Raw genomic sequence first — 18,197 nt, 5'->3', positions numbered from 1 at the left:
CGGCATTGAGGCTCGTCCTGGCCGCGGGGATGGACTTCGCAATCGCCGCGCCGCGTAACTCCGCGTTCTGGCGCGCCTACGCCGCCGTCGAGGAGACGTCCTGGACGGACGCGCGGGACATGACCGGCGCCCAGGTCGCCACCAGTAGCTACGCTCCGACCGGCTGGCCGCCCGGCACCTACACGATCATCCGCCGGGTGAAGGTCCCCGCCACCGAGATCTCCACCGACCCCCGCTCACGGCGGCGGCGCACCATCCCGAAAGCCCAGCTCACCCTCGCGCTCGACGGAATCGTCGACCATGCCTGGGCGGTCAGCTTCATCGTCACGAACATCCCCGCCAACGACGGGCCAGACATCGTCGCGCTCGAGCACTGGTTCCGCGGCCACGCCGACATCGAGACCCAGATCAAAGACCACAAACTCGGCGCCGGCCTACGCCACCTGCCCTCAGCCGACCCGACCATCAACACCGTCTGGACGTGGGCCGCGATCCTCGCCGGCTGGCTGTCCACCCTGCTCCAGACGCTCACCGGGTTCGACCAGCGCGCCGGGCGCGCGCACGGCGACCGGCTCCGCCACGAACTGATCACCATCCCCGGCCGGGTCACCCGCCACGCAGGCCAACTGATCCTGCGCCTGCCACCCGGCCGCGACCAGCACCTAACCACCGCCCTCGCCCGGCTGCGCGCCCTGCCCGCGGCCGTCTGACCAGCCCGTTCTCTACGCGGAACACGCCCCCGGGCCGTGGACCCGGCGCTCACCCGGCACGACAGCCGGGCCTTCACCCTGCCCAGCCGTCGAAAACAACATCAACAAACCCGAAAAGGGAAGATCACCGAATTTTGATCATGCAAGCCGGCACTACTGGCGGATCTAGGTCTGAACGAGCGTTCGCCGCTATCCTTATCGGGCCGATCTCCACGGTTCCAGCCGGGGGAGCCCGGCGCCAGAAGAGAAGTGTGCCGATCGGAAAACCCTTATAAATACTGTCAAAGAGCTTCTCGACATCGGACGACATCCAACGAAGCCCACGCTGGAATCGAGGAATCCGGATCTGGCCATGCCTGGCGTTATCCAGAAGCTCCTCAATCTTGAATCGCGCCGCGTCGGACCGGCGGGATGACTCGTCCACGCCCACCATGATATCCGTAGATCATCCGGAAGACGTTCTTCGTGGTCCACGTGCGTCAGCCCCACCGCCCGAACGGGCGGTGGGGCTGACGCACGGCACAGCCGCGGCGACGATCGGTTCCCAGCCACCGGACCTCGACTACTGGACCTTGATGATCAATCCGTGAGATCGTCCCCGAAGGGCCCGTCCGGGCCGTACGCGGCGACCTCGATGTCGATCATTGGAGGGCGCTGCGGGTCCTGCAGGGGACGCAGCGGTGAGGTCGTCCCGCGGTGCTCCGCCCCCTGTTCCCACACGTTGAACTCGGCCATGCTCGCCCAGACGCTGACCACCGCGAACCGGGACGGGTCCGCCGCCGACCGGTGCAGCGTGTTACCGAGCAGGCCAGGCGTGCCGACCAGCTTGGAGCTGATCTCGTGGTAAGCCCGCTCCACCGCGCCGGGATCGCCGGGCGGGTTAACCGCCCACAGCGTGACCCGAACCTTCGCCGGGCCGGCCACGGTCAGCTTCCCGCCGGAACGGTCAGGGAAGCCGTGCCGGCCAGCTGGGCGACGACGGTACCGGTGACCATCGAGCTGCTGGCGCGCAGCGGGTGCAGCGCCTTGCGGTGCACCAGGTGACGCTCGCTGTGCTCGAACTCGCGGAACTGCTCCTCGTCAACCCAGTCACTGACGATGTAGTACGTGCTCGGCTCGTCCTCCGAGCGGATCAGCCACTGCCCGAGGTTCGCCGGGTGCGAGGTGACCGCGTCGCCGATCCGCAGCCAGGTCTGCTCGAACTCGACCTCCCGGCCGGGGTGGATCCGCATTGTCAGCATGATCCGAAAAGGCGGGGTCGAGGCCATCAGATGCCTCCGTCCACGGCAAAGGTGGCGCCGTTGACGTAGGACGACACGTCGCTGGCCAGGAACAGGACGACCGCGGCGACCTCCTCGGCCGTCCCGATGCGTCCCAGCGGGATGCGGTTGGTGTAGGCCGCCTTGACGGCCGGGTCGATGCCCTCGGCATGGTGGGTCTCGATGACTCCTGGGGAGACCAGGTTCACCCGGATGCCGCGGACACCGAGCTCCTTGGACAGCGAGCGGGTCAGTCCGATCAGGCCGGTCTTCGCCGCGGTGTAGTGGGCCCGCAGCGGCAGACCGACCACCCCGGAGCCGGACCCGATGTTGATCACCGAGCCGGAGTCCCCCAGCAGCGGCAACGCGCCCTGCGTGACGAGGTGAGTGGCGGTGAGGTTGGTGGTCAGCACCTGCGTCCACTCGTCCAGGGGCAGCTGCGCGTAGGGGATGTGGCTGATCGTGCCGACGTTGTTCACGACGATGTCGAGGCCGCCCAGGTGGGTGCCGGTGGCCTCGACGAGCTCAGTGATCTGGCCCGGATCGGCGACGTCGGCCTGGACGAGCAGATGGTCGCCGCCGGTGTCCTTGAGTTCGCGGCGCAGGCTCTCGGCATCCTCGGTCTGGCGCTGGTGGCCGGCAACGACCGTCGCACCGGCTCGGGCGAGGCCGAGCACCACGGCCCGTCCGATGCCGCGGGTACCGCCGGTAACCAGGGCGCGTCGCCCGGCCAGGTCTGAGAACATCGCTGACTGTCTCCTGTGTCGAGGTGTCGGCTGTCGAGGTGTCGGCTGCCGAGGGGTCGTGAGGTGAGGGGTCGTGAGGTGAGCGGGCAGGGGCAGGCGGTACGGGTGGGTACGCCCTCAGCGGGGACCGACGGCGCGAACCACGAGGCTGCTGTTGAAACCGCCGTAGCCACGGGCGTTCACCAGCACCACCCGCACGGGTGCACGCCGGGGCGTACGCACGAGGTCGAGCCCATGGGCCGGATCGGGGGTGTCGAGGTTGCCCACCGCCGGGATGACCCCGTCCCGGATGGACAGCAACGCCGCGGCCACCGTCAACGCCGAGCCGCCGGCGAGGAGCCGGCCGACGAAGCCCTGCGGCGCCGTCACCGGGACCGTCCGGGCGCCGAAGACCGCGCGGATCGCCGCCGCCTCCTGGGCATCGAGGTCCGGTGAACCTGCGCCGTCCGCGAAGACGACATCGACGTCGTCCGGGGTGAGGCCGGCGTCGCGCAGGGCCCGGCGCATCGCGGTGGCGAGCCAGCGCACGTCCGGGGCGGGGCGTTCGTGGTGGGCGGCGTCGTGCGTCGCGGCGTAGCCGGCGATCTCGCCGTAGACGTGCGGGGCTCCCCGGGCGGCGGCGGCGGCCGGATCCTCGAGCACGAGCGTCGCGCCACCCTCACCGGGCAGGTAACCGTTCGCCCGGACGTCGAACGGCTTGTAGCCGTCCGCAGCAACGGTCGCGGTGCTGACCCGGCCGCTGGACAGATGGCCGGTGATCGCATAAGGCGTCAGGCTCGCCTCGGCCCCCCCGGCGAGCACCGTCGGCGTGCCGCGGCGGATAATCCGCCGGGCCTGGGCGAGGCTGTCGATTCCGCCGGCACCGTCACTGACCAGGACCCCCGACGGCCCCTTCAGACCATACCGGATCGAGGTCTGCCCGGTCGTCGCCGCGTAGAACCAGGCGATCGACTGATAGACGCTCACCGCGGTGCGGCCCCGGGTCCACAGCCGTCCCAGCTCGCGCTGTCCGATGTCGACACCGCCCGACCCGCTGCCGAACACCACCGAGGTCGCATACGGATCGTGCGCGGCGGGGTCGTAGCGCGCATCGGCCATGGCGATGCGCGACGCGGCCATCCCGAACCAGGTCCACCGGTCGGTCTGGACGATGTACCGCTTGTCGACGTGGTCCTCCACCGCGAAACCGGCGACCTCTCCAGCGAGGGTGGCGTCGTACCAGGTGGTGTCGAACCGGCTGATCGGCGCGATCTTCAACTCGCCGCGCAGGGTCGACGCCCAGTACTCCTCCGTCCCGATGCCGCTGGGCGCGAGGACGCCGAGCCCGGTGACGACCGGCCGGACCGGGGCCTGCGGCGAACCGTCTCGGTGGGCGGGCCCCGCGGCCGTCGCGGCGGAGGCCTCCATGGCGGCGTTCATCGCGTCGGGGCGGCGAGGACGATCGCCGACTGGAAGCCACCGAAACCACTGCCGACCGACAGGGCCACGTCGACAGCGTGGTCCCGGGCGATGTTCGGGACGTAGTCGAGATCGCACTCGGGGTCGCGGGTGGTCCAGTTGGCGGTGGGGGGGATGACGTCATTCTCGATCGCCAGGGCGCAGGCAGCGATCTCGATCGACCCGATCGCGCCCAGCGAGTGCCCGATCATCGACTTGATCGAGCTGACCGGGATGTCATACGCCCGCTGTCCCAGCGAACGTTTGAAGGCGGCCGTCTCGTGCCGATCGTTCTGCTTGGTGCCCGATCCGTGCGCGTTGATGTAGTCGATGTCGTCGGCTCCGACCCGCGCCGCGTCCATCGCGACCCGGATCGCCTCGGCCATCTCGACCCCGTCGGGGCGCAGTCCGGTCATGTGGAACGCGTTCGAGCGCGAGGCGTACCCACCCACCTCGCAGTAGATGTGCGCACCGCGCGACCGGGCGGCGGTGAGCTCCTCCAGGATGAGGACGGCGCAGCCCTCCCCCATCACGAAGCCATCCCGGCTGGCGTCGAAGGGACGGGAGGCGTGTTCGGGGTCGTCGTTGCGGGCCGTCGTCGCGCGGATCGCGTCGAAGGACGCCATCGAGATCGGGGAGATCGGCGCGTCGGAGGCACCGGCGATGACAATGTCGGCCTCGCCGTCGACGATGAGCTGATGGCCGTAGCCGACCGCGTCGATGCCCGAGGTGCAGCCGGTGGAGACCACGAAGGCGGGGCCGTGCGTGCCGAACCGGCAGGCCAGTTCGGTGGCCAGGCAGCTCGGCACCATCGCGTGGTAGAGGAACGAGCTGGCGTACCGGGGATCAACCTCCCAGTCCCGCCCGCTGTCGGAGACCTCGACGTACTCGTTCTCCAGGCGAGTGGTCGCGCCCACCGCGCTGCCGATGCTGACGCCGACGATCGGGCCGTCCCCGGAACCGTCCCCGGCATCACCGCCGTCCCCGCCATCACCGCCGCCCCGCAGGTCCAGGCCGCTGTCCTCGACCGCCTCCAACGCCGCGGCCAAGGCGAACTGCACGAACCGGTCGTTACGCGCAATCTCCCGGGCGGTCAGGCCGGCCGTCGCCGGGTCGAAGTCGCACTCGGCGGCCACCTGGGAACGGAACTGGGTCGGGTCGAAGAACGACAGTCGCCGCGTCGCGGTACGGCCGTCGGTCAGCAGGGTCCAGAACTCCTTGCGGTTGACCCCGCCGGGGGCGACCACCCCGATCCCGGTGACCGCCGTCCGTCTTGGTCCGCTCACTGTCCGGACCCGTGGGGCAAGGCGTCGACGGTGGGTGCCGACGGGGCGACCGGAGCGTACGGGGCGTCCGGGTCTAGCGGTACCTCGGTGTCGACGTGGCCGAGATCGGGCCGGGGTGCCAGCGGGCTGAGGTGAAAGACGAGGAAGGCGGTCTCCTCGCCGGTGTTGACGACGCGGTGGCGCATCCCGATCGGGATGCACACCCCGTGGTCGGCCGGCAGGTCCTGATACTGACCGTCCAGTCGGGCGGTCACAATGCCGCGCACGCAGTAGAAGAACTCTTCCGAGTAGGGGTGCAGGTGTTCGGTCACCACCTCACCCGGCTGGAGGGTCAGGGTGCCGAAAAAACCCGAGGTCGAACCCACGGTCACCGGGGAGAGCAGCGTGCGGACGTCACCGCCGCGCCGACGGTTGGGGGTCATGTCGTGAATGCAGAGAACCTTCGGAATCGCTGTCACGGAAGTCACCGGTCTCGTTCTCCTCAGACTTGTTCCGGCAGCGCGAGGGAGACCGGGGGCAGCTCGGCGGCGGCCCGCTCGACCTTCTCCCGGATCACCGACATCTCGCGGGCGGTGTTGGTGTTGATGCGGTTGGTCATCTGCTCGTCGTTCACCGGCGCCGACGGGCGCATGTGGAAGTCCTGCACCCAGCGCATGCGGGTGCCGGTGCCCTCCGGCGTGTAGCTCCAGTGGATGTGCATGTACTCGAACGGGCCGGTCTCGACGCGGTACGCGCGCACCTGCCGGGTGGCCGGGTCGAGTGTCCGCTTGGACACCCAACTCCACGCCGTCCCGTTCTCGTCGGGATGCATGGTCAGGCGAAACTTGAAGGTGTTCTCGTGGTGCTCAAGAATGTCTACCGAGGCGTATTCGGTAAAGAGGTCCGGCCAGGATTTCAGATCGTTGGTGATGGTCCAGACGGTTTCAATGTCGGCATCGATGAAAATCGAGTTGTCAGTGTGCCCGCTCACGTCGGCTCCGGTCGACCTGGAAGGTAGGGGACGTGGAAACTAACGGCGGATTCAGACCGTCTCGTGCTGGTCGAGAGCCGCGTTCACCGTGGCCAGGATCTCGGCGAGGGTCCAGCTCTCCGGCAGCTCGGCCGGGAGGTCCACCCCGAAGGTCCCGGCCACCTCTGCCGAAAGCTGGAGGTAGGCGAGCGAGTCGAGGCCGATGTCGATGAAGGTCACGTCCAGGTCCGTCGGCCGCTCGTCCGAGGGCAGACCGGCCTGTTCGACCAGGAAGTCAAGCAGGGCATCGGCCGACCATTGCCGGGGCATGTCGTACTCCCTTTTTCATTTTCGGGTTTCGGGGTTCACATGAAAAACTGGGCGTACCTGTGGGCGGAATCGAGGATGCAGTCGCTGATGACCGGCCGCGGCCGCAGCCGGCGGGCCCGGTACTCTGGCGGTGTACAGGAACCCGGCCGTGTATCAGGAGCCCGGTGGTGTACCGGGGGGCTCAGCCGGCCGTCCACCAATAGAAACTCTGCGCCATCGCGTCCCCGGGGATGCGCCAGGTCTCCGGGTCGTAGGCGGAGACGTATTTCCCGAGCTTGTTGCTCACGTCGACGAACAGCGGATGCTCATGGACGTTCTCGACGGTGTTCCTGACGTTAGTCGGAGCCTCGATCAGATGAAGGTAAAGGCCATGGAAGTGAAACAGGTCACGCCTGGTCACACCCACGATTCCGGGTAGTTCTCCGGCATCGGACTCGGCGAAGGTCGCCGCGATGGCGGGAGCGTCGGCAGGGTTCATCCTGGCCACGATGAGAGTCCGGTGTGACTGGCCTCCGGACGGCGTGGCGGGGTTCTGCGGACCGGTAACCGAGGGACCGGTGGCTGAGGGCACGAGAATCTCCTCGACATGTTCTTGGGAAACGTGTGTTTGACCCCAGGCAAGCACGGGTACCGCGTGCATGGCAAGCACGGGTACCGTGTGCATGGGCAGCTGGGCGGACCGGCCCTGACGGACCGACCTCGGCACCTTGCGCCGCGTTACAGGTGACAGGGGGAATCCGCCGACGAACATGAAGCCAGGCAGGAGTGACCGGTGCGCGACCACCGCTTCCCATCCGGCAACCCTTCTGAGGCAGCCCAGCGACCCTTCTGAAGCAGCCAGCCTTTCTGAAGCAGGCAGCTTCTTTGACTCATCGAGAGCATGGGGCCACGCGGCGCGGCTGTCCTGGATTTCCCCTGGCAGCAAGTTGCCCTGGCAATCAAATGCCAACTGACACACACAAGAAGAACAACGTGGCTACAACCACCGTGAGCGGGCTTCCCGGTGCCCGGGGGTGGTCGATAGGCCACCGGAGGAGAGCCGGGATCTCGATCTCGTGGGAACCACGTCGTCCACGCTCGGCCTCGGCCTGGTCGAGTATGGTGTTTTCTGGTCGGGGAGCCGGGGCCTCGTCTGGCCGACGTCGGCCGCTCTCACCTGACCGGGACTATCGCCGGAGGGCCGCCGCGGCGCGAAAGCCGGCTGTTCGGAGCCAGATGTTCAGAACCGGCCCGTTCAGAGCCAGCCGCGTTGCGCGGCGAGGGTACCCGCCTGGAACCGGCTACGGGCGTTCAACCGTGCCATCAGATCGGCGATCATGCGACGCACGGTGCGGACGGAGACGCCCAGGTGGCGCGCGGCCGCCTCGTCCTTCATTCCGAGGCTGAGCAGACGCAGCAGCAGCCGTTCGGTGTCGCTCGGCGCGTCGTCACCGTCCCCGGGAGCGGCTATCGCCTCGCTGCTCAGCGGTTCGGCGGCCTCCCAGACCTGTTCGAACAGGGTGAGCAGCAGGGCGGTCAGCTCCGGGGTGCGCACGAGCAGGGTCTGGCCGGTCGCGAACCCCCGGCCCAGTCGGACCAGGCCGATCCGCCCGTCGACCGCGGTGGCGTCCAGCCGGGGATCGTCGATCATCCGGGCGTCCAGGCCATGCGCCGCCACGGTCCGCACATAGCCGGCGCCGAGCTCGTCCAGGCGCATCGACCGGGGCAGGACGCTGCGCATCACCACGCCACGCCGCAACGCGCGCAGTTCGACCGGCATCACCTCGCGAGTCAGGGCCGAGGACCACTCGCGCCGGGTGTGCAGCGCGAGCACCTCCCGCTCGGCTCGCCCGACGATCGCGAGCAGCTCCGCACGGGCCTGGTCGGCGCCGTCTATCCGCCTTACCTCGACGGTGTCCCCGCCGGGACGGCTCTCCAGGTAGTCCGAGACGAAGGAGCTGATCTGCGCCCGGGCCAGGAGCAGCCGCTCATGGCGACGGATCAGCTGCTCGTGCTGCGCCTGGAGCAGGTGGTCGAGCCCGGCTTCGGGATGCACCGCGACGTAGTGACCGGCCCGTTCGCGCGAGGGCAGCAGCAGACCCAGCTCGACCAGACGATCACGCGCCCGCCCCGCGGCGACCAGCGGCTCGCCGAGCATCTCCGCCACCTCGGGCACGCTCAGGACCTCGTGGCACAGCCACAGCCGATAGGCGGCCAGGGTGACCTCATCGATACCGAAGAGATCGAGCACCTTCCCCTTCCTCGGAGCAGGATCGGGACGTGGCCGACGGACGCCGACCGGACCAGTCGTGCCCACCGGACCAGTCGTGCCCACCGGACCGACGCGGCCGCTCACCCCGACCGCTGGGGCAGGCCCGACCGGGACGTCTCCGCGGACACCACGTCGAGGGCGTGGCGGACCAGCGACACCAGGGACTGCCGGACCGACTCCCGCTGCCGGGCGTCGCAGAACACCACCGGACGGCGCGGATCGAGGTCCAACGCCGCCCGGACGTCCTCCGCCCGGTACTCCCGCGCACCGTCGAACCGGTTCAGCGCGATGAGGAACGGGATGTCGCGCTCCTCGAAGTAGTCGATGGCCGGAAAGGAGTCGGCCAGCCGCCGCGTGTCCACCAGGACCACCGCGCCGATCGCGCCGAGGACGAGCTCATCCCACATGAACCAGAACCGGTCCTGGCCCGGGGTGCCGAAAAGGTAGAGAATAATACTATTGAGAAGCGTGATCCGACCGAAGTCCATCGCGACCGTGGTCGTCGTCTTCGAGCCGACCGCGCTGGTGTCGTCGATCCCTATGCTTGCGGCCGTCATCGCAGCCTCCGTGGTGAGGGGCTGAATTTCGCTCACCGAACCGACGAACGTCGTCTTCCCGACTCCGAATCCGCCGGCGATGATGATTTTTACCGGATGTGGCGGCGCCGTTTCCGGCGACCCCGTCCTAGAGGGCCTGTAGTCCATCGAGCACCTTTTCGATGAGGGCAATGGAAGGGCGGTCGGAGGGTCGGGCCGGTCGGGTCACGGTTACCAGGCCGGCGTCGAGCATGTCGCCGACGAGGACCCGCGCGACCCCGACCGGCAGATTCAGCCGAGCAGAGATCTCCACGATCGACTGCACGCATTGGCAGAACAGCGCGATGGCGCGCTGCTCATGCTCCAGCGTCCGCATCATCAGCCGGCCGTTGGGCGTGGTGGTCACCAACGCGACCAGCTCCAACGTCTGGTTCGTCGGCCGTGTCCGGCCCCCGGTGACAGCGTAGGGGCGGACGACCGGACCAGCCTCTTCGTCGAACCATTCGTCATCGCGCGACATATCCGGTCCTCCTGCCTTGAGAATTCTGCTGTCATCCGGTCGGTGATGGCGCAGAGGGCAACCGGCTGACCCACCAACCGATCGGACCCCCACCCGATCGCCGGGCCGAGGTCAGAGTGGCAGCGCGGACTGCATCTGAGCCCGGAGTTCCGGGGTGAGGAACTCGCCGACCCGGGTCACCAGCAGCGCCATCTCGTAGGCGATGAGACCGATGTCCGCGCCGGGGCTGCTGAGAATGGCCAGGCACGATCCGTCCCCCACCGCGGTGACGAACAGGAATCCCTCGTCCATCTCGACAATGGTCTGCCGAACGTTTCCACCCCCGAAGAAACGACCCGCGCCGCGCGCCAGGCTGTTGAATCCGGAGGCTACCGCGGCCAGTTGGTCGGCGGTCGCCCGGTCCATCCCGTACGAGGTGGCGAGCAACAACCCGTCGGAGGAAAGCGCAATCACATAGGTGACTTCGGGCACCTTCTTGACGAGGTTGTTGAGCAACCAGCTCATGTTCTCGGACGGCCCCAGTGGACGCATCAGGTCACCTTTCCTACATCGTCACCGTCGTTCGAAACCTGGCCGTCCGCCAGACCACGACCAAAGTTGTTCTGGAAGGACGACATCATACTGCGGATCTCTTCCGGGCTCCGTTGCGCGGCGAGCATTCCGGAACTCTCCTCGGGAATGTCCCGGCGAAGCTGCGGCGCGAGACTGGCCCGCCGGGTGCGCTTGGGCAGGCCCACCTCGGTGAAACTGACGGGCGGCTGGCCGTCCGCGCCAGGCCCGGCCGGCTCGGCGGGCTCGTCTGAACGGGCCGAAGGCGCCGGGCGTCCGAGGGGGACGACCGTCTGGCCCATGGCGGGGGCGTCCTCGCGGTGGAATCCCCCGGAGTACCCCACCGGCCGGCCCAGCGGTGAGGTGAACGGATCGGTTCGGGTGGCCTCCCCCGGGTCGGCGGAGCCGAGGTCACCACCGCGCGACCGCTCCCTGGCCATGGGGCTGTCACCGAACAGCGAGGTGACACGGCCGCCGGGTCCGCCGTCGCCGCCATAGCCGGAGCCGGGCGCACCGTTGTGGCCACCCGGACCGGGGACGTCCCGTCCGTCCCGGAGGGGCCCACCCCGGAAGGGTTCCTCCGGGAAGGGTTCGTCCCGGAAAGATTCGTCCTGCCCCGGACGGGCCGGCGGGCCGTCGGGGTCGTCCGACCCGGGCGTCTGGGGGTAGCCCGGGACAGCCTGGTGGGGCTGGTCCCCCGCGGCCCTGCGGCCGCCACGCGAACGGCGCGACGGCAGCGGCGGGGGGGTAGCGAAGCCGCGGGAGCCGGGCTCCTCGCCCGGCCCGCTGTCCGGGTCGGAACGCGGGGTCAAGGGACGCGGCGGAGCGTCCGAACGCCTGCCGTTGGAACGGTGCCGCGGGCGGTCGGCGACGAACCAGCTCGATCGCACCGTGGCGAAAACCGGCAGATCGTCGATGAGCGTTTCGTCCTGACCGTGCGCAGCCGCGGCCGCGTCCTCGGAGAGCGCGGGGGGACCGGCGAGGTCGCCGTCCGCGTCCACCAGCGACCCGCGGAACCGGTCCTCGTCGATGGCCGGGCCGTCGAGAGCCGGAACCCGCGTCATGGCAAGCGGCGGGGCGATCTGCGTGGGCTCCGGCCGGGCCTCCCCGTCGGGGTCGACCTGCCGCAGCAGCGTGGTCGGCACCAGGACGATAGCCATCGTGCCGCCATACGGCGAGGACCGCAGCTTCACCGAGATGGAATGCCGCTCGGCGAGCCGACCGACAACGAACAGGCCGAGACGCTCGCTGGTCGACAGGTCGAAGGGGGGCGGGTTGGCCAGCCGCTCGTTCACGGCGTCGAACTCCTCCGGACTCATGCCCAGCCCGCGGTCCTCGATCTCGATCACGAAGCCGTTCGATACCTCGTGCCCGGAGACATGCACCGGCGTGTGGGGCGGGGAGAAGCAAGTGGCGTTCTCGATCAGCTCGGCGAGCATGTGGATGACGTCACCGACGGCGTGACCGCTGATGGCCCCTCCGTCGATCGACATCACCTGGACCCGGGTGTAGTCCTCCACCTCGGCGACGGCGCCACGGACGACGTCCTTGACCGGGACAGGCCGGCGCCAACCACGGGCTGGCTTGGAGCCGGACAGCACGATGAGGTCCTCGGCGTGCCGGCGCATACGGGTGGCGAGGTGGTCGAGACGGAAGAGCTCCTCCAGCTCGTCCGGGTCGGTCTCCTTGCGCTCCAAGGCGTCGATCACCTTGAGCTGGCGGTGAATGAGTGCCTGGCTGCGGCGGGCGAGGTTGAGGAACGTGTCCCCGATGCTCTTGCGCATCGCGGCCTGCTCCACCGCGGTCCGCACGGCCACCGCGTGCACGGTGCCAAACGCCTCGGCGAGCTGACCGATCTCGTCCTTGCTCCGGACCTCGACCGGGAATTCCTCCTCGGCCACGTCCACCGGCGACCCGCGGTGCAGACGGTCGACGACTCCGGGCAGCCGCTCGTTCGCGACTTCGAGGGCGCCGCGGCGCAGTCGGCGTAGGTCCCGGATCATCGGGCTCGCCACCAGGAGAGAAATCACCACCGACACCACGAGCACCAGCGCCACGCCGATACCGCTGACAAGCGCGTCTCGGGTGGCCGAACTGGTGATGTTCGCGCTGGCCGTCCCGAGATCGGCCGCGACCCGGCGTTCGACCTGCCGCATCGCATTGATCTTCGCGTCGGAGGTCTGCAGCCAGATCTGCGGGGTAACGGTCAGCGGCTGGCCGTTCTGTACGGCGTTAACCGTGCCGTCACGCAATGTCCCGGCGGCCGAGATCGTCCGGCCGACCGTCACGTTGTAGAACTCCTGCTCGTCCGCCGTGGCCGTGGTGCGGAACTGGGCCAGCCAGGCATCCTCCGCCCCGGTCCTGGTCTGGATCTCCCGCAGCGTGGCCACATCTGTCTGCTGGAGGATGATCACGCGGACGACGGCGCCGCGTTGGTGGGCGACCTGCTCCTTGGCCTGCGCGATACTCACCAGTGCGGTGGCACCGTTGACCAACGAGGTGTTGCGGCTTCCGGCCGCCACCTGGGCGTTGAGGGCGAGGAGGTCGTCCACGGCACCCAAGTAGAAAGCAATGTTCTGGTCCACCTGCGCCTGGTGCGCGTCGATCGCCTTGCGCTGCGCCGGGAGCTTGCCGAGGCGTTCCGAGATCGACGCGAGCGTGGTCGCCAGGGTGTCACGACCCGCCGCGGGCAGCGCCGCCTCACCGGCCCGATAGACGGCCAGGGCCTGGTCCACCGGGCCGCGGGCGGCGAGCGCCGCCTGCCCCTGAGCGACGGCCATGTAGTTGGAACCGACATAGGAGTTCGTGGCGTACCGCTCGACCTGCAGGGCCTGGACCAGATCGTTGCTTTTGATCGAGAAGTCGGCGAGTGCCTTGATGCGGTTGGCGACCCGCACGTTGTCGACGTTCCCCTGCACGTGTATCGCGCTCAGTACCGCGAGCGCAGCCAGGGGGACGACGAGAATCACCACTAGCTTCGAGCGGATGGGCCAATTCTGGAGCATCCGGTCCTCTCGTCCGGCACCCGGGAGTCGAGTGCCTCGTGTGCGGAGGGTGAGTAGTCGAGTTCCATCGGGACATGTCACCGGAAGACCACAGATGACAACACCGGGCCGGCGCATTGGAGTAGGCGGTCCGGGCATCGGGGGAATGTTCCGGGGGCGCGGACAACTGTAGCGGGTGAAGAACTAGCCCGATTGGGGGCACCCGTCTTCAACGCAAAAGGATGGCGAGGTAGCACCGAGCGACGGACATTCGCGAGCGCGCAACGCGCAACCGGAACCCGCTCCCGAATTACATGAGCGCAGTCCGGACCAAACAACGGCGATGCGCACAAACCAGCACTGACGGGCAGCAGTCAGCGCTAACTGGCACAGATCCTCCGCGGCCACGAAGGCCCCGATCAACCGGCCACACCGCACTCGACAACGCAAGCACATCACATGTTGGCATGTTGCCGAAAGAACATCGCACGATCCGAGGCCACACAGATCGCACCCTCGCGGCCCACCCGACCCCCGCCCGGGCTGCAGCTCCCGCCTCGTGCCAGACCATGGAGAGTGGTCCCATTGCGGACATTGCAGACGTTGTAGACATTGCAGACACCCGGGGGCGGGAATTGGGGCACCCGGCCCCACCGGTTCACCCCCGTCGGCGATTGCCGATCAGGCGTTGGCGATTGCCGATCGGGCCCTACCCGGTCCGCCAGAGCTTCAATCACTCCACAGCCACTCCACGACGAACCTCCCCATCAACCCCCGTCCAATGAGCTGCTGCTGAACTGCTGTGTTAATCGCCGAGCGAGGCCCGGCTGGCGGAAGCGGCGGAGGTCACGGAAGCGGCGGAGGTGACACAACTACTTTCACCCGAGGCCAGCCGGTGGCACTGTGCCCCTGGGCACGACCGGGTCAGGAGCACGGCCGGGTCAAGGAACCCGACGGACCGGTGAGGAGACACGGATGAGCAGCCAGATCGAGAGCGAACCCGGCCAGGGCACGCTGACGGTACGGATCAACCGCCCGGAGAAACGCAACGCCCTCACCCAGGCGATGTACGTCGCCCTCACGGAGGCGTTCGACAAGGCCGAGACCGACCCGGAGATCCGGGTTATCCGGTTGACCGGCAGCGGTGGATCCTTCACCGCCGGCAACGATCTGGTCGACTTTCTGGCCACCAACGCCCTCCGGGCGGAGGGTCCGACGCTGACCTTCATCCGGACGCTGGCCCGCAGCACGAAACTTCTCGTCGCCGAGGTCGACGGGCCCGCGATGGGCATCGGGACCACGCTGCTGCTGCACTGCGACCTGGTCTATGCGACCGAGCGCAGCACTCTCGGGATGCCGTTCGTCAACCTGGGGGTGATCCCCGAGTTCGGGTCGACCCTCCTGCTACCCCGCCGGGTCGGGCCAGCCATCGCTGCCCGCATCGTCTACTTCGGCGAGTCCCTCGGAGCGGCCGAGGCCGCCCGACTGGGGGTGGTGACCGAGGTGCTTCCCGACGCCGAAGCGCTACGCGCCCGGGTCGACGACCGGGTGGCGGCGCTGCTGGCCCAGCCGCCGCAGGCGCTCGCGGCAGCTCGCGCCCTGCTGCACGACGGCGGGACACCGGAGGTGCTGGCGCGCATCGACGCCGAAAGCGCGATCTTCACCGAGCGCCTCGTCAGCGACGAGGCGAGATCCGCGATGACCGCCAGGCTGCCGGGCCGCCACGGCACGTCGGCAGCCGAGGGCTGACCGGCCACCCGTGAGCTGACCGACCACCGAGGGCTGACCGACGTCGGTGCCGGCCCGCTCCATGCCGTCCGTGCGGCCCGGGAGGACCAGCCCCGCAACGGCGACGAGGGCGACCGGTTCGCCCCGTCCGGGCGGGGCATACCGGTGCCTGTGACCCATTCCCTGCCGCACCAACGCGACCGGGGTAGTGCCCTCGGGCACCGGCCTTGGTGGCGCCGCGCCTTCTCCTCCGGCTCCTCCGATCCGGGGAGGTTCCCCCCGGCTCGCAGCGCATTCGGGCTACGCCGCGTCCTCGCCGCGTTCGGCCTGGTGTTCTGCGGGGTCTTCGCCGGTTTCTTCGCCGTCCGGGGGCAGACAGCCGGCGCCGCGGTCCTCGCCTTCCTCGCCATCGTCGCCATCGTCGATCTGGTCGTCATCCAGCAACGGATCCGGCGCCAGACCGAATGATCCCCACGCCGGTCCAGATGGGCGGTGCTCCCGCATAAGGTGGCCGAGGATCGTCGCGTCCGACACCGCCAGGCTCGCCCGCCAGCCTGGTCGGTCCGCGCCAATCCGGCTGGCGGAACGAGCAGGAGGATCTCAGTGGGCGGCGGGACGGGCGGCCGACCGAACGGGCGGCGATGAACGATCCGGAGGGCGTCTCCGGGCCGGTGTCGGCTGGCTTCGCGCGCGGCACCACCGACGAGGCGGGCCTGTGCCGCGGGCTTCGCCGGATGCGGCTCATCGCCGGCAGCCTGCTTGCCGCGGTGGTGACGATCTACCTCCTCGCCGCCCGCTGGCAGGCCCGCGGTGGCCCGGGGTGGATCGGGTACGTGGCCGCGGCCGCCGAGGCGGGCGCGGTCGGCGCACTGGCCGACTGGTTCGCCGTGACCGCGCTGTTCCGCCACCCACTCGGCCTCCCGATCCCGCACACGGCGATCATTCCTCGGCGTAAGGACGCGCTTGGTCGGAGCCTGGAGAGCTTCGTCGGCACCCACTTCCTCGCCGAGGACGTGATCCGGGAGAAGATCGACGGCATCGGAGTGTCCGCCCGGGTCGGTGCCTGGCTGCGCCAGCCGTCGCACGCCGAACGGGTCACGACCGAGGCGGCGGAGCGGCTCACCGCGATGATCTCCGGGATGAACGACGACCTGGTCCGCGAACTCGTCGAGAAGGCGGTGCTGCCCCGCATCGTCGAACGGCCCTGGGCCGGGGCCCTCGGAATGGCGCTGGAACGGGTGGTCGAGGACCGGCTGCACCATCGACTGGTCGACGTGATCGTCACCGAGGCCGAGACGTGGTTGAAGCAGAACCCGGAGGTCTTCACCCGCACCGTGCAGGACCGGGCACCAAGCTGGTCGCCGAAGTGGCTGGACGAGGCGGTCGCGGCCAAGGCGTACAGCGAGGCGCTGCGCTCCACCGAGGCGCTGCGCACCGACCCCGAGCACCGGGCACGCCGCGCCCTGGACACGTTCCTGCGCGGCTTCGCCGGCCGGCTGCGCACCGACGAGGCGCTGGGACGGCAGGTCGAGCAAATCAAGTACCGGCTCCTGGCCCATCCTGAGGTCGACCGGATGATCTCCGCCATGTGGGCCACGGCGAAAAGCATCCTGCTCGATCTCGCCTCCGATCCGGGCAGCACGGCCCGGGTCCGCGCGACCGACGAACTCGCGGCCTTCGGCGCCCAGCTCGCCACCGATCCGGAGCTGGCGCGCACCGTCGACCACACCGTGGCGAACGCAGCCACCCGCGTGGTGTGCCGGTACAAGGACGACATCGCCGCGATCATCGGAGATACTGTCGGCCGCTGGCAGCCCGACGAGACCTCCCGGCGCATCGAGCTGCACGTCGGTCGCGACCTGCAGTTCATCCGGATCAACGGCACCGTCGTCGGTGCCCTCGTGGGACTGGTCATCCACCTGGTCACCGAACTCGCCTTCTGACGCAACGGGTGGGGTTGAGGAAGCGTGCGGGGCAACGAGGACGATCGCCGTGGCGACGAACGTGGGAGCCGGCCCGGCCCGGATGACCGATAGCCCGTCCGGGGACTGCCATGGCCGACGCCACCCGGTCGGCCCAGCCTGCTGGTCGCCGGACTGGTCATGCTGGTCTGGTTCGGGCTGATTACCCGGATCGGCCACTACGACGTCGACGTCTTCCTGCGGCCGGCGCGGCCGGGCAGCACGGGCTCGATCCCTATCCCGCCCCCGGCACGGGGGGCGGTGTACTCCGGCTTTCCGTTCGTCTACCCCTAACCTCACAGCGATGCCGTTCGCGCCGCTGCTGCTCTGACTGCTGCTCGCCCGCCGGTTGCAGGCCTGGATGGCGGCCCTCCCCGATCGGGCCGGACCCCGCCGTGGGATCGGACACTCCGGTGGGACCACCCACTTCCGTGGGGCCGGGCACGTCACCGCCGCGACCGGGGGCTGCGGACCGCGGCCGGCGACCCGCTCGCCCGAAGGAGTAACCCGGGACGAACCGGCGGGTGAGCCCGAGACGTACAGCCGCAGGATCGGCGTCTCTCACACTCCGCGTGGCGGGACGGCGATGTACCTTGAACAGAACGACGGCTTGCAAGGCCGTCCGCGCCCGGCCGAACGGTCGGGTGTGCGAGGTCGGTGCGAGCGCCCTAGCGGGGATGACCCGCCGGTGGGTCCGGTCGCGAAACCCGGCCGTACCCCCGGCCTCCGGACGATACGCGGACTGGTGTGGAACACCTCATCCAGTCCGGGTGGACCCATGGCGGCCCTGACCTGATCGGCGGATCCTCTGTCTCAGTATGGAAACTCCCAGTCTCACCCGGCCCAGCAGTCCCACGCCCCGCAGCGCCAGCCTCGTCCGGCCCGGGGCCGCGGCGGTCCGGACGGTGGCGGGGCCCGGGGTGGCGGCCGCGGTGCCGGCGGGCGCGGCCC

Annotated in this window: 20 protein-coding genes; 5 read left to right on the top strand and 15 right to left on the bottom strand. The window is 69.3% G+C overall.

The genetic code is table 11. From position 1 onward, the window contains the following. Window positions 1-710 (top strand): transposase (locus AC08OJ_RS11235; RefSeq protein WP_476595693.1); only part of this gene is annotated, 710 nt, incomplete at its 5' end. Window positions 711-834: 124 nt separating this feature from the next. Here the strand turns inward: AC08OJ_RS11235 and AC08OJ_RS11230 are convergent. From AC08OJ_RS11230 to AC08OJ_RS11160, 15 genes are all read right to left on the bottom strand, one after another. Continuing rightward, window positions 835-1,143 carry a DUF262 domain-containing protein gene (locus AC08OJ_RS11230; protein WP_476593226.1) on the bottom strand — a complete coding sequence of 103 codons (309 nt, stop codon included), beginning with the start codon at window positions 1,141-1,143 and terminating at the stop codon, window positions 835-837. Window positions 1,144-1,289: 146 nt separating this feature from the next. After that, complete coding sequence (locus AC08OJ_RS11225; RefSeq protein ID WP_476593227.1) at window positions 1,290-1,634, bottom strand: antibiotic biosynthesis monooxygenase family protein; 345 nt, start codon at window positions 1,632-1,634, stop codon at window positions 1,290-1,292. A 2-nt stretch (window positions 1,635-1,636) separates the two neighbouring features. Beyond that, entirely contained in the window at window positions 1,637-1,978 is a 342-nt protein-coding gene (locus tag AC08OJ_RS11220) for an antibiotic biosynthesis monooxygenase family protein (protein ID WP_462186592.1), read from the bottom strand. Beyond that, window positions 1,978-2,715 carry an SDR family NAD(P)-dependent oxidoreductase gene (locus tag AC08OJ_RS11215; protein WP_462186591.1) on the bottom strand — a complete coding sequence of 246 codons (738 nt, stop codon included), beginning with the start codon at window positions 2,713-2,715 and terminating at the stop codon, window positions 1,978-1,980. The genes AC08OJ_RS11220 and AC08OJ_RS11215 overlap by 1 nt, the downstream gene beginning before the upstream one ends. A gap of 117 nt (window positions 2,716-2,832) precedes the next feature. After that, a complete protein-coding gene (locus AC08OJ_RS11210) occupies window positions 2,833-4,122 on the bottom strand; it encodes a beta-ketoacyl synthase N-terminal-like domain-containing protein (RefSeq protein ID WP_476595692.1) in 1,290 nt (429 codons plus the stop codon). An 8-nt stretch (window positions 4,123-4,130) separates the two neighbouring features. Then, window positions 4,131-5,438, bottom strand: a complete 1,308-nt coding sequence (locus AC08OJ_RS11205; protein WP_476593229.1) for a beta-ketoacyl-[acyl-carrier-protein] synthase family protein — start codon at window positions 5,436-5,438, stop codon at window positions 4,131-4,133. Next, a complete protein-coding gene (locus AC08OJ_RS11200) occupies window positions 5,435-5,860 on the bottom strand; it encodes a cupin domain-containing protein (protein ID WP_476595694.1) in 426 nt (141 codons plus the stop codon). The genes AC08OJ_RS11205 and AC08OJ_RS11200 overlap by 4 nt, the downstream gene beginning before the upstream one ends. A gap of 59 nt (window positions 5,861-5,919) precedes the next feature. After that, window positions 5,920-6,408: an SRPBCC family protein gene (locus AC08OJ_RS11195; RefSeq protein ID WP_476593230.1), complete on the bottom strand. Its 489-nt coding sequence runs from the start codon at window positions 6,406-6,408 to the stop codon at window positions 5,920-5,922. Window positions 6,409-6,459: 51 nt separating this feature from the next. Beyond that, window positions 6,460-6,717, bottom strand: a complete 258-nt coding sequence (locus AC08OJ_RS11190) for an acyl carrier protein (RefSeq protein ID WP_476593231.1) — start codon at window positions 6,715-6,717, stop codon at window positions 6,460-6,462. Between the two features lie 181 nt (window positions 6,718-6,898). Further along, entirely contained in the window at window positions 6,899-7,288 is a 390-nt protein-coding gene (locus AC08OJ_RS11185) for a TcmI family type II polyketide cyclase (protein WP_476595691.1), read from the bottom strand. A 663-nt stretch (window positions 7,289-7,951) separates the two neighbouring features. Further along, on the bottom strand, window positions 7,952-8,947 hold the full coding sequence (locus tag AC08OJ_RS11180) for a LuxR C-terminal-related transcriptional regulator (protein ID WP_462186586.1): 996 nt from the start codon (window positions 8,945-8,947) through the stop codon (window positions 7,952-7,954). A gap of 101 nt (window positions 8,948-9,048) precedes the next feature. After that, the gene (locus AC08OJ_RS11175) at window positions 9,049-9,672 is read right to left on the bottom strand and encodes a GTP-binding protein (protein WP_476593232.1); all 624 of its coding nucleotides are present in this window, start codon (window positions 9,670-9,672) and stop codon (window positions 9,049-9,051) included. Continuing rightward, window positions 9,653-10,024: a DUF742 domain-containing protein gene (locus AC08OJ_RS11170; RefSeq protein WP_476593233.1), complete on the bottom strand. Its 372-nt coding sequence runs from the start codon at window positions 10,022-10,024 to the stop codon at window positions 9,653-9,655. The genes AC08OJ_RS11175 and AC08OJ_RS11170 overlap by 20 nt, the downstream gene beginning before the upstream one ends. 111 nt (window positions 10,025-10,135) lie before the next feature. After that, window positions 10,136-10,555 (bottom strand): roadblock/LC7 domain-containing protein, encoded by a 420-nt coding sequence (locus AC08OJ_RS11165; RefSeq protein ID WP_011437246.1) that lies wholly within the window; start codon window positions 10,553-10,555, stop codon window positions 10,136-10,138. After that, the gene (locus tag AC08OJ_RS11160; RefSeq protein WP_476593234.1) at window positions 10,555-13,578 is read right to left on the bottom strand and encodes a sensor histidine kinase; all 3,024 of its coding nucleotides are present in this window, start codon (window positions 13,576-13,578) and stop codon (window positions 10,555-10,557) included. Before AC08OJ_RS11160 ends, AC08OJ_RS11165 begins: the two co-directional genes overlap by 1 nt. 954 nt (window positions 13,579-14,532) lie before the next feature. Here AC08OJ_RS11160 and AC08OJ_RS11155 point away from each other — a divergent pair. From AC08OJ_RS11155 to AC08OJ_RS11140, 4 genes are all read left to right on the top strand, one after another. After that, a complete protein-coding gene (locus tag AC08OJ_RS11155) occupies window positions 14,533-15,306 on the top strand; it encodes an enoyl-CoA hydratase-related protein (RefSeq protein ID WP_462186581.1) in 774 nt (257 codons plus the stop codon). 144 nt (window positions 15,307-15,450) lie between these two features. Further along, a complete protein-coding gene (locus AC08OJ_RS11150; protein WP_476595690.1) occupies window positions 15,451-15,753 on the top strand; it encodes a DUF6343 family protein in 303 nt (100 codons plus the stop codon). A 173-nt stretch (window positions 15,754-15,926) separates the two neighbouring features. After that, the gene (locus AC08OJ_RS11145; protein ID WP_476595689.1) at window positions 15,927-17,228 is read left to right on the top strand and encodes a DUF445 domain-containing protein; all 1,302 of its coding nucleotides are present in this window, start codon (window positions 15,927-15,929) and stop codon (window positions 17,226-17,228) included. Window positions 17,229-17,387: 159 nt separating this feature from the next. Next, the gene (locus tag AC08OJ_RS11140) at window positions 17,388-17,540 is read left to right on the top strand and encodes a hypothetical protein (protein ID WP_476592693.1); all 153 of its coding nucleotides are present in this window, start codon (window positions 17,388-17,390) and stop codon (window positions 17,538-17,540) included. Window positions 17,541-18,197 lie beyond the last annotated feature (657 nt).

It is taken from the genome of Frankia sp. CgKIO3, from assembly GCF_977946435.1.
Note: the sequence above shows the minus strand (reverse complement) of the source record. Positions and strands in the feature narration are given on the sequence as shown.

What these genes read in the sequence shown, in the direction of transcription:
- AC08OJ_RS11210 (WP_476595692.1), bottom strand. Translation starts at nt 4,122, where the DNA reads ATGGAGGCCTCCGCCGCGACGGCCGCGGGGCCCGCCCACCGAGACGGT.
- AC08OJ_RS11145 (WP_476595689.1), top strand. Translation starts at nt 15,927, where the DNA reads ATGAACGATCCGGAGGGCGTCTCCGGGCCGGTGTCGGCTGGCTTCGCG.
- AC08OJ_RS11215 (WP_462186591.1), bottom strand. Translation starts at nt 2,715, where the DNA reads ATGTTCTCAGACCTGGCCGGGCGACGCGCCCTGGTTACCGGCGGTACC.
- AC08OJ_RS11200 (WP_476595694.1), bottom strand. Translation starts at nt 5,860, where the DNA reads ATGACCCCCAACCGTCGGCGCGGCGGTGACGTCCGCACGCTGCTCTCC.
- AC08OJ_RS11220 (WP_462186592.1), bottom strand. Translation starts at nt 1,978, where the DNA reads ATGGCCTCGACCCCGCCTTTTCGGATCATGCTGACAATGCGGATCCAC.
- AC08OJ_RS11175 (WP_476593232.1), bottom strand. Translation starts at nt 9,672, where the DNA reads ATGGACTACAGGCCCTCTAGGACGGGGTCGCCGGAAACGGCGCCGCCA.
- AC08OJ_RS11160 (WP_476593234.1), bottom strand. Translation starts at nt 13,578, where the DNA reads ATGCTCCAGAATTGGCCCATCCGCTCGAAGCTAGTGGTGATTCTCGTC.
- AC08OJ_RS11230 (WP_476593226.1), bottom strand. Translation starts at nt 1,143, where the DNA reads ATGGTGGGCGTGGACGAGTCATCCCGCCGGTCCGACGCGGCGCGATTC.
- AC08OJ_RS11170 (WP_476593233.1), bottom strand. Translation starts at nt 10,024, where the DNA reads ATGTCGCGCGATGACGAATGGTTCGACGAAGAGGCTGGTCCGGTCGTC.
- AC08OJ_RS11165 (WP_011437246.1), bottom strand. Translation starts at nt 10,555, where the DNA reads ATGCGTCCACTGGGGCCGTCCGAGAACATGAGCTGGTTGCTCAACAAC.
- AC08OJ_RS11190 (WP_476593231.1), bottom strand. Translation starts at nt 6,717, where the DNA reads ATGCCCCGGCAATGGTCGGCCGATGCCCTGCTTGACTTCCTGGTCGAA.
- AC08OJ_RS11155 (WP_462186581.1), top strand. Translation starts at nt 14,533, where the DNA reads ATGAGCAGCCAGATCGAGAGCGAACCCGGCCAGGGCACGCTGACGGTA.
- AC08OJ_RS11140 (WP_476592693.1), top strand. Translation starts at nt 17,388, where the DNA reads ATGCTGGTCTGGTTCGGGCTGATTACCCGGATCGGCCACTACGACGTC.